The sequence below is a fragment of the Clostridium sp. genome, assembly GCF_051650885.1.
Lineage (GTDB): Bacteria > Bacillota > Clostridia > Clostridiales > Clostridiaceae > Clostridium.
In genome coordinates this window covers 1-1,956 of the sequence record NZ_JBOFRG010000224.1, presented here as the reverse complement: position 1 = coordinate 1,956, position 1,956 = coordinate 1, and the positions used below count along the sequence as shown (strand labels likewise).

Genomic DNA, 1,956 nt, shown 5'->3' with positions numbered 1-1,956 from the left:
TCATTTCCCCATTTACTTCTCTATACATTCTTACAAATATATCAGCATGAATTTCAATAGCTTTTACTTGATAAGCCATTATAGCTTCATCTTTAGATGAGAAGTATTTTCCGCTACCTTCAGCACCTTCTTTATCCATTGTGATGTAGTATGAACCAAGAACCATATCCTGTGTAGGAACTGATACTGGTTTACCATCTGATGGCTTCATTATGTTTCCAGCTGCAAGCATTAAGAATCTAGCCTCTGCTTGTGCTTCAACTGATAAAGGTACGTGAACAGCCATTTGGTCTCCATCGAAGTCGGCATTATATGCTGTACATACTAATGGGTGTAATTTAATAGCTCTTCCTTCTACTAATACAGGTTGGAATGCTTGAATTCCAAGTCTGTGAAGAGTAGGGGCACGGTTTAGTAATACTGGATGATCAGTAATTACTTCTTCTAATATATCCCAAACTTGTGGACTAACTCTTTCTACCATTCTCTTAGCGCTCTTAATGTTGTGTGCAACACCATCAGCAACTAATTTCTTCATAACAAATGGTTTAAATAGCTCTAATGCCATTTCTTTAGGTAATCCACATTGGTACATTTGTAATTCAGGTCCAACAACGATAACCGATCTTCCTGAATAGTCAACCCTCTTACCAAGTAAGTTTTGTCTAAATCTTCCTTGCTTACCTTTAAGCATATCTGAAAGTGACTTTAATGGTCTATTTCCAGGTCCAGTTACTGGTCTTCCCCTTCTACCATTATCAATAAGAGCATCTACTGCTTCTTGAAGCATTCTCTTTTCATTTCTTACAATGATATCTGGAGCTCCTAAATCTAATAGCTTTTTAAGTCTGTTGTTTCTGTTTATAACTCTTCTATATAAGTCATTTAAATCAGAAGTTGCAAATCTTCCTCCATCTAATTGAACCATAGGTCTTAAATCTGGTGGAATTACTGGTATAACATTTATAATCATCCATCTTGGATCATTACCTGAAGCTTTGAATGATTCGATTACTTCTAATCTTCTAATTATTCTTACCTTCTTTTGTCCAGTACTTTGCTTTAACTCTTCTTTTAATTCTTTTGATTGAGCTTCTAAGTTTATTTCACCTAATAACTCTTGAACCGCCTCTGCTCCCATTCCGGCAACAAAGCTTTCTTCTCCATATTTATCAACAGCTTCTCTAAACTCTTTTTCGTTTAAAAGTTGTTTCTTTAATAATGGAGTTTCTTTTGGATCAATTACAACATAAGAAGCAAAATATAGTATTTTTTCTAACGATCTTGGTGACATATCAAGTATTAATCCCATTCTTGATGGAATTCCTTTAAAGTACCAAATGTGAGATACAGGGGCAGCTAATTCTATATGCCCCATTCTCTCTCTTCTTACTTTAGCTTTTGTAACTTCAACACCACATCTGTCACAAACTATACCTTTGTATCTTACTCTCTTATATTTTCCACAATGACATTCCCAGTCTTTCATTGGTCCAAAAATTCTTTCACAGAATAAACCATCTCTTTCAGGCTTTAAAGTTCTGTAGTTAATTGTCTCTGGCTTTTTAACTTCTCCCCTTGACCATGCTCTTATCTGCTCAGGAGATGCTAAACCTATTTGTATTGCATCAAAATTATTTAATTCAAACAAGGGTAATCCTCCCTTCAAAATTAGTGTTCATCATTAAAATCATCAAGCTCTAAATTATCTTCTAAATCTTCAAGTTGGAATCCATCGAATTCTTCTTCTTCTTCAACTTCTTCCTCTGAAGTATAACCATCTTCTGTATCTGCTACAGTTTCTCCTGGAACAAGTTCCTCTGTTTCTTCAATGTTTACTTCTATCTCTTCTGATTCTTCATCAACTGATTCTTTTAATCTAACTTCCTCATTTTCATCATTTAAAACTTTAACATCTAAACAAAGTGCTTGTAATTCCTTAATAAGAACCTTAAA

2 protein-coding genes are annotated in these 1,956 nt (G+C 34.4%); both read right to left on the bottom strand.

Annotated elements, in window-relative coordinates:
* Positions 1 to 1,651: DNA-directed RNA polymerase subunit beta' (gene rpoC / locus ACRC28_RS10790; RefSeq protein WP_438543453.1), on the bottom strand; the 1,651-nt coding region annotated here is incomplete at its 3' end.
* 20 nt (positions 1,652 to 1,671) lie between these two features.
* Positions 1,672 to 1,956, bottom strand: a 285-nt coding sequence (locus tag ACRC28_RS10785) for a hypothetical protein (RefSeq protein ID WP_438543452.1), incomplete at its 5' end; no start/stop codon positions are given.